This is a genomic window from Microcoleus sp. N9_A1 (assembly GCF_036701795.1).
In the GTDB taxonomy this organism is placed as follows: Bacteria; Cyanobacteriota; Cyanobacteriia; order Cyanobacteriales; family Microcoleaceae; genus Microcoleus.
Map to the genome: position 1 here is coordinate 1 of NZ_JAUBRI010000014.1, position 8,091 is coordinate 8,091.

Below are 8,091 nucleotides of genomic sequence, written 5' to 3' on the forward strand. Positions count from 1 at the left end.
ATGCTCGTACTATGTAACTGTCAACTGTCAACTGTCAACTGTCAACTGCTATATATCGTCACCCAACCGAGATTTTCTCAGAAACCCGGTTTCTTAGACTTTGCAAAATTCCCAGAAACCCAGTTTCTAACCTAGAGATTTTACGTAAACCCGATCGCACCTTGGCGTCTCCACACCAGTTGTCGGTAGATATCCGCTATTTTCGTACATTTTCACAGCTTCTTTGAGAATACTAGCAGTTTCTATCCAGATTTCCTCAAAGCCGCGATCGATAATTTTACTTTCCAATTCTTGCAGTAAAAATTTCCCCAAACCTAGCCCCCTTGCTGCGGGCAAAATATACATTTTGCGAATTTCCACAGCATTATTTCCGCGCTCAATCGGATAGTAAGCCGCCGTACCCACTATTTTACCCTGGCGTTCAACTACCCAAAATTCGCCGCCTTGATTATGATAATGTAGTTCTACATCATAGACATCTCGATCTGCCCCGTGAGGTTCGCATTTTAAACCGTACTCTGCTAAAACATCCCTAATTAAATAGAAAGCCTCAGCGCGATCGCGCGTTTCCCAGGAACGAATTAAAAAATCGAGATGTTGGGTTTTCATTGGTTGTTGCAACGTATATTTATTTTTTGACTTGAGCAACTGTAAAATTAGTTGTTTTTTGTATTTTACCGTCTTTAAATGCACCTAGATTTTAACTGTGAATTCTCGGTTCGGGATGAAGACTTGCCAGCAACTCGCTCTCTACTAATGATAATTCCTCCAGCCTGTCAATCACAAGAGGGCGATCGAAATAAGTTGTTGCTAAAATCCAATATACACCGTAATGGCGCGCTTCCGAAGCCATCAAACTGCGATAAAATTTAGCTAATTCCGCGTCGGGACAGCGATCGCCCAGCAGCCCCAACCGTTCGTGACTGCGCGCTTCTATCAAACCAGAAACCAACAAAGAATCCAAAAGTCTCTCCGGTTCCTGCTTGCGAATTTGGGCGGACAAACCGGCACCGTAGGGAGGTGCAGCCAAAGGGCCCAAAGCAATGCTGCGCTTTTCTAACCGCTGGTTGACTTGCTCGAAATGCTCTAATTCTTCACGGGCGATCGCCGTTAGCATCCTCACCAATTTTTCCCTTGCTGGGTAGCGAAACATTAAATTTAACGCTACTCCCGCCGCTTTCCGCTCGCAGTGAGAATGGTCTAATAAGATTGTATCCAAATGGGCGAGCGCCTGTTCTATCCAAGCTTCCGAAGTCGGTTGTTTTAAAAACTTAATAGTTGTCATTAGTCAGTTGTCAGTTGTCAGTTGTCATTAGTCAGTAGTCAGCAGTTAAATAGCCTTCGATCAAATAACCTTTCTCGGTTTGTAGTCATTGTAGGGTGCGTCAGGATTGAATCTTTTATCACATTGCTGATTGTTTCGCCTGACGCACCCTACGGGCTGGAAATTGTAGGGGCGGGTTTAGCTAATAAGCTCTGATACAAGCGAGAATATGAGTGCAAAACCCGCTGGAAATTGTAAGGGCGGGTTTAGCTAATAAGCTCTGATACAAGCGAGAATATGAGTGCAAAACCCGCTGGAAATTGTAGGGGCGGGTTTAGCTAATAAGCTCTGATACAAGCGAGAATATGAGTGCAAAACCCGCCCTTCTTCTTCCCATGTAATGTTTATTTTCACCTTACTTAGTCAGCAATAATTAGTCATGCTATTCTATACTTCTTCCCATGTAATGTTTATTTTCACCTTACTTAGTCAGCAATAATTAGTCATGCTATTTTACACAATTTTTCAAACACCGCATACATATCACCAGCAAACTTTTTCGGATTCCACAGCGGCGACAAATTGGCTGGATCTTTAGATTTCACCAATTGTGCTTTAATTGCATTTCTCAATTCACGTTCTTTGCCCAATTTTACACCCACTTCCACATATTCCGACCAAGACAAAGCCACACCAGTTTCAATTCCCAAAGTCTGCAAAAACGAATAACCCATTCTCGACAAAAACTGCTCTCCTGTGCGAGTCACCACCGGCAAATTAAACCACAAAGCCTCTAAAGTGTGAGTTCCTCCGTTGTAAGGATAAGAATCTAACAAAACATCGGCCAGCAAATAGACAGTTCTGTGTTCTTCCTCAGTAGCAAACCTCGGCAAAAACTTAATTCGGTGCTTGCTCACTTTCTCAGCTTCGCAAGCTTGGTGATATGCAGCCTCAAACACCGCAGCATCGCCTAAAGCTTTGTGAATTAAGATACTGTTCGGCACTTGTTTGAGAATCGCAATTTGGGCTTTTACCAACTCGTAATTAAATTTTCTGCCGGGAGCAACGCACAGGTAAACTATCTGATCCAAACCGATCCGATTCGACCTTCTCAATGCAACGGGATCAACTCCATATCTCTGAAAACCGGACACCGCCACAAAGGAATCAGGCATCCTAATTAGCTGCTCGTCATAATATTTTTCTCTGTCAGCGGGGTGCGAGTGCCAGTCTGTAAGAAAGTAATTTTCCGGCGATAGGTAAGGGGCGTCAAATCCCAGCCAAGAAACACAAACTGGTGCTGGTTTTTGGTAGAGAATGTCAGCGTGAACTGGTACGCTGAGAGAATCTAAATCGACTAAAACGTCCAGTTCATCTTGCTGAATTTGGTCGATAATTTCTGCGGAATTCGCAAGTCCATTCGGGTACGTTTTCGGAAAAGTCAGTTTTCCCAAACTTTCAAATTGCTGAGTGCGATCGTCAGGAATAATTCTTTCGGAAGCGTAGAAATACACATTCGGTGTGATGTCGGACAATTCGCGAATGATGTCAGCGCTGCACCAACCTACAGAATGGCGGCTAAAGTGATTGGACAAAAAGCCGATTTTTAACTTGCTGGATGGAACACTTGGTTTGAAACGGTAATTTGCGGGTTGAGAAAAATTAGGTTTAATACATTGATCGATATACTTTTGGGCAATTAATCTGTAAAGTTTTGAGTTGGCCGCCAAGTCATCTCGCAAATAGGGCGTGCTGAATAACAAATTTGCATAAAGCGATTTAATTTCCACCGGGCTAGCGGTTTCTAATTTTTGCTGCAAGTATGACTCTAGCTCTAAAAATCGATCGCCCGCAATTTGATTTAATCCCGACACTTGATAGGTGCTGATGAAGTAAATCGCGGTCATAATTGGATCGGTTTCGGCACACATTTGGCTGTATTGGTGCACGGCTTGCCGCGCGGCAGCTAAATCGCTAGTATCTCTGAGGATGCCGCACAAATGTTGGTGGGCAGAAATAAAATCGGGTTTAATTTCTAGGGCTTTTTGAAGGTTGGGTATTGCGTCTTTAAATTGACCTTGGTGGCGCAAAACTCTGCCAATTTGACAGTATGCTTCGGCTAAATCGGGTTTAAATGCGATCGCCTGCTGCCATGCAGCCACCGCTTCATCTAATTTCCCTTGCCGCGCTAATTTATCTCCTAAGTTTAAGTGAAAATCTACCTGAGCAAGGTGGGGATTGAGTTCGAGAGCTTTTTGCTCGTATGCTACCGCTGCATCCTGCTGCCCCTGCTGCTTCAGTGCCCCTGCCAAATTCCAGTAAGCAGCCGCCAAATTTGGTTTAAGTTCGATCGCCTTTTCGTAATTGACAATCGCCTCCACCAAATGCCCTTGTTTGTAGAGCATACTGCCCAAATTAGCATAAGCCTCAGCAAAATCGGGATTTAGAGCGATCGCCTCAGAATAAAACCGCATCGCTTCATCAATTTGGCCGCTTGCTTGCTGCACATTGCCCATTGTCACGTAAGCCGCCGCCCAATCCGGTTGCAATTCCAGAGCTCGGCGACAAGCAGCGACGGCTGCTGCTAAATTGCCTTGAGAGTAATAGGTTTCTGCAACCACTGTCAGCGATGCAGCATCTTCAAATTGGGGTGTTTCGGATTGGTTGGGAAAATCGGACTTCATTTGGCGGCCTATCTGTGCTATCAAGTTAAAGGTTGAATCTATATTATTTTGCACAGTAGCAGTTTTAGCGGAACTACGGGCGATCGTCACACAGAATTTATGAGCGACAAGCAAGCGACACAGCGCCAACATAACATCAAGTGGAAACCAAACCTCCTGCTGGGGATACTCTTGTTAACCTTAGCAATCCCCTTACCCTTTGCCCAAAAGACTTTCGCACAGCAGCAGCAGACAGCCAGCTTTCGGCAGAAATTATTTCAAACAGCTCTTTATTTCACCCTATATTTTGAGGGCGGATTCAGCAATCACCCAGCCGATAAGGGCGGCAGAACTTATCGGGGCGTCTTGCAAACGGAATACAACGCCTACCGCTACAGTCGTGGGCTTCCGCCCCTCGACGTGACGCAGATGTCGGAAGCAGAGCTCCTAGAAATTTATAAATATTACTGGGATTCGAGCCTCTCGGGCACGATGCAGCCGGCTTTGGCGATCGTCATGTTTGACACCGCCGTTAATTTCGGTATTAATAACTCTATTACTTTTCTCCAGCAAGCATTAGGATTGCCACAAACGGGAGTTTTTGACTCGCGCACCAAGGAAGCGCTGAAAGGGGCAAATAATAGAAATACCGCGCTGCAAATGATTAACGAACGAATTATTTACCGCTACAAAAGGGTGCAAGAAGATCCGACTCAGATGGCTTTTTTCCGGGGTTGGCTGAGTCGCGATTATAGTTTGTGGGGCTATGTGAATAAGATTAAGAATTAACCAGGGCTGATTCATTTTCTCAAAACTGTAGTAGTCCCACGACAGGGGTTTACACCCCTGTCTCATTAACCCTATAGATGCTATACAGTCAACCCATTTGGATTAGCTGTTGTTGTCAAAATGTACTCAACTTGAGCCGGAGTGAAAGTCGGATTGGCATTCAAAACTAAAGCCGCTACACCCGCTACGTGTGGCGTTGCCATAGATGTGCCACTTAGGGTGTCATAGGTGCTATAGGGAGTTGTAGAATAGATGTCTACTCCCGGAGCAACTACGTAATCCAAAGGTGTGGAACCCGCAGCGTTCGAGGTGTCAGCCATCCTGCCGTTTATATCAATACTGCCCACGGCAATTCCCCAGCGATCGGCATTACGAGCTGGATAATCAGGTAGGCTAAAACCAGAATTTCCCGCTGCTATCACCACAACAGAGCCTTTGTTATTTGCATACTCAATTGCGTCATTCTCCTCGTTGGAAGGGTAAAACTCATTTCCCAAGCTGAGGTTAATTACATTTGCTCCATTATCAGCAGCATAGCGGATTCCAGCAGCAACATCATTACTATAGGCGTCACGAAAGCTGTCTATCACTCTGATAGGCATAATCTTAGCATTGGGCGCAACTCCTGTGATCCCAAAATCATTTCGTTCCGCCGCGATCAAACCTGCTACGTGAGTCCCGTGACCGTAGACATCCAAATCCATTGGGTTGTTATCGTTATAGACAAAATCCCAACCCCGAATATCATCAATAAATCCGTTGCGATCGTCATCAATGCCATTTTCCGCAATTTCATCAGCGTTCTGCCAAATATTATTATCCAAGTCGGGATGGTAGTAGTCAACACCAGTATCAATGACAGCTACAACAATCCCATTTCCTGTAATGTTCTGATTCCAAACTTCGGGCGCATTGATCGCGTCTAGCCCCCAATTATTCTCGCTCAAATTAGGAACATCAGGGAAGAGAGTTGAGCTGTTCAGGGTGCGGGTAACTGCTGCATTTGCATTCACTAAACCATAGCCGTAATTGCCATTAAAAACACCGTTAGGTGTTGGAATATCGGGCAAGACAGGAACAGGTGTTGCAGAAATAGTCAGGTTGTAATTGGTAGAGCCTGAGTAGCTAGAGACTTGGACAGAGTATGTACCTGGAGCCAGATTGGGTAAATTAATCACATCCGGGGTAGTGCCAAGCTTATAAGAGTAGCCAATACTTTCACCAAAATCAAAAACACCGTTGCGATTTCTATCTTGAATTAGGTCTACGTCAGCATCCGCCGTCAAACCGTCGAGACGCAGGCTGAAATTGCTATTAGTGTTGATATCGAATCGGTAGAAATCGTCGATATCGCCTGTCCCCACGAACTCAGTTAAGCTGATGCTACCGTTCTGAACGCCAACAACATTACGAGCTGTCAAAAGAGAGTTATCTGAATCGGATAAATTTAACTGGGAAGCAGATATTGTTCCCGTTAGGGGATCTGTGTTTGCGATCGCTGACTGTGACTGCGGTTTGAGTTGAGCATCGCTCACAGAGTAACTAAAGCTAGCGCTGGCATCCGCTACAATAAAATCCGTAGTTTGTGTCTGTTGGTCGGTGCTGAATGCTGGGAGCTTAGGAAAGCTAGATTCAGCACTATCACTAGAAACATTGAATGGATACTCGATCGCTAGCTTGAGCAAGTCGTTGTTAACCGGAAATGCTGATGTGGCGATCGCCTTTGGCTGTTGAATGCAAAAAAGGCGATCGGTAGGATTCGTCTTGATGTCTAACATAAGTTAAAAAATTGGTAAATTGCAACAAATGTGAATTTTTTTGTAGTAAGGACTTTAGCTTTTATTATTGACATCTGTAACTCCGGGTTCTGCTTGAAGGACATACAAATTGCTGCCGCTGATTTTCACTGAAGAACTTTAGAAGGGCAATCCTGTGGTTGCCCCTACGCTGGAGTTAAATCTAAAGCAACACAAAATCCGATGCAGTAATCGAACTATTCAACCCAGTCACAGTTGCCAAAACTCGATCTGTGGATATAACTTTCAGCACTGTTCCTGCCGCAGTTTGACTAATTTCTAACTGCTGCAAAGTCAAACCGTTATCGATCGCAAATTTATCGATACCCACCTCAAAATCAACCACCGTATCCGAGCCGCTACCTAGTCTAATAGCGAAAATCATCGCTATGATAACTAATGAGTTTAAAAAATTTTCCGATCAGTCCTCATAGCGAGGACTTTAGCTTTGAGGCAGGGGTTTAAACCCCTGCCGGACTGCTGGTTTGACCTTAAGCGATCGCCCTTCCAGAAAACTAGAAAGCGATCGCCCTTGATAAAACCTCTAAATCAAAGTGATATTAGCAGTCACAAAACTTCCCAAAAGTTGCTCTGGCTTCACCGAGTTAACCACAGCCAAAATTTGACCGGAATTAGCAACTCGAATCACAGTGTTGCAATCAACCGCATCCAGCCGCAAATTATCAATGGTCAAATTTCCAGTAAGTCCGATCGAATCAATGCCAACCTGGAAATCAGCGATCGAATCTGCAAAAGCTACATCTGTTTGTGCTCCATTTTGTCTCAGCAAAAACAAGTCACTCCCCGGCCCGCCAATCAAGGTATCTTGAGCCAAATCGCCGCTCATCGTATCATTTCCTTCCCCGCCGAACAGCAAATCTAACCCTTTGCCGCCGAACAATACATCATCGCCATTGTCACCCGTGACAGTATCATTACCTCGATCGCCCCTGAGTCGATCGTTCCCATCACGGCCGACAACCAAATCGTTATCTTTGCCGCCAAAAATAACATCATCGCCAAAAGCGCCATCAATGGTATCGCTGCCTGGATTGCCAAAAATGCGATCGTCCCCATCACCTCCAAACAGACTATCAGAAGCATCCAAACCAAATACCGTGTCATTGCCCCTGCCACCATTGATACTATCTTCACCGCTAGTACCAAACAGTAAATCATCTCCTGGATTTTCCAAAGTTACGATCGGGCCAGGTTCCAGTACAGGCATTGGTATAGATATCGGACTTGGGCATGATGCCGTCGAAGTCGGAGTTGGAGTTGGTTCAGGCGTTGGAGTTCCTGTTGGAGTTGGAGTTGGTTCAGGCGTTGGAGTTCCTGTTGGAGTTGGAGTTGGTTCAGGCGTTGGAGTTCCCGTTGGTGTTGGAGTTGGTTCAGGCGTTGGAGTTCCCGTTGGTGTTGGAGTTGGTTCAGGCGTTGGAGTTCCCGTTGGAGTTGGAGTTCCCGTTGGAGTTGGAGTTCCCGTTGGAGTTGGAGTTGGAGTCGGAGTTGGAGTTGGAGTTGGAGTTGGAGTTGGAGTTGGAGTTGGAGTTGGAGTTGGAGTTGGAGTTGGAGTTGGAGT

7 protein-coding genes are annotated in these 8,091 nt (G+C 45.2%); 1 reads left to right on the forward strand and 6 read right to left on the reverse strand.

The window, feature by feature from the left end; translation table 11 throughout:
- Nucleotides 1-126 precede the first annotated feature (126 nt).
- From QUA58_RS08940 to QUA58_RS08950, 3 genes are all read right to left on the reverse strand, one after another.
- On the reverse strand, nt 127-609 hold the full coding sequence (locus tag QUA58_RS08940; RefSeq protein WP_333393731.1) for a GNAT family N-acetyltransferase: 483 nt from the start codon (nt 607-609) through the stop codon (nt 127-129).
- Nucleotides 610-700: 91 nt separating this feature from the next.
- A complete protein-coding gene (locus QUA58_RS08945; protein ID WP_333251778.1) occupies nt 701-1,285 on the reverse strand; it encodes a tRNA isopentenyl-2-thiomethyl-A-37 hydroxylase MiaE in 585 nt (194 codons plus the stop codon).
- A 482-nt stretch (nt 1,286-1,767) separates the two neighbouring features.
- The gene (locus QUA58_RS08950; protein WP_333393732.1) at nt 1,768-3,948 is read right to left on the reverse strand and encodes a tetratricopeptide repeat protein; all 2,181 of its coding nucleotides are present in this window, start codon (nt 3,946-3,948) and stop codon (nt 1,768-1,770) included.
- Nucleotides 3,949-4,047: 99 nt separating this feature from the next.
- Between QUA58_RS08950 and QUA58_RS08955 the strand changes: the two genes are divergently transcribed.
- The gene (locus tag QUA58_RS08955; protein ID WP_333393733.1) at nt 4,048-4,716 is read left to right on the forward strand and encodes a glycosyl hydrolase 108 family protein; all 669 of its coding nucleotides are present in this window, start codon (nt 4,048-4,050) and stop codon (nt 4,714-4,716) included.
- An 80-nt stretch (nt 4,717-4,796) separates the two neighbouring features.
- Here QUA58_RS08955 and QUA58_RS08960 read toward each other — a convergent pair whose 3' ends face one another.
- The 3 genes from QUA58_RS08960 to QUA58_RS08970 form a co-directional block, all read right to left on the reverse strand.
- Entirely contained in the window at nt 4,797-6,494 is a 1,698-nt protein-coding gene (locus QUA58_RS08960) for a S8 family serine peptidase (protein WP_333393734.1), read from the reverse strand.
- 181 nt (nt 6,495-6,675) lie between these two features.
- A complete protein-coding gene (locus tag QUA58_RS08965; protein WP_333393735.1) occupies nt 6,676-6,897 on the reverse strand; it encodes a hypothetical protein in 222 nt (73 codons plus the stop codon).
- 159 nt (nt 6,898-7,056) lie between these two features.
- On the reverse strand, nt 7,057-8,091 hold a 1,035-nt coding region (locus QUA58_RS08970), incomplete at its 5' end, for a calcium-binding protein (protein WP_333393736.1).

Coding starts and splice junctions, on each gene's coding strand:
- QUA58_RS08950 (WP_333393732.1), bottom strand. CDS start 3,948: ATGAAGTCCGATTTTCCCAACCAATCCGAAACACCCCAATTTGAAGAT.
- QUA58_RS08965 (WP_333393735.1), bottom strand. CDS start 6,897: ATGATTTTCGCTATTAGACTAGGTAGCGGCTCGGATACGGTGGTTGAT.
- QUA58_RS08940 (WP_333393731.1), bottom strand. CDS start 609: ATGAAAACCCAACATCTCGATTTTTTAATTCGTTCCTGGGAAACGCGC.
- QUA58_RS08960 (WP_333393734.1), bottom strand. CDS start 6,494: ATGTTAGACATCAAGACGAATCCTACCGATCGCCTTTTTTGCATTCAA.
- QUA58_RS08945 (WP_333251778.1), bottom strand. CDS start 1,285: ATGACAACTATTAAGTTTTTAAAACAACCGACTTCGGAAGCTTGGATA.
- QUA58_RS08955 (WP_333393733.1), top strand. CDS start 4,048: ATGAGCGACAAGCAAGCGACACAGCGCCAACATAACATCAAGTGGAAA.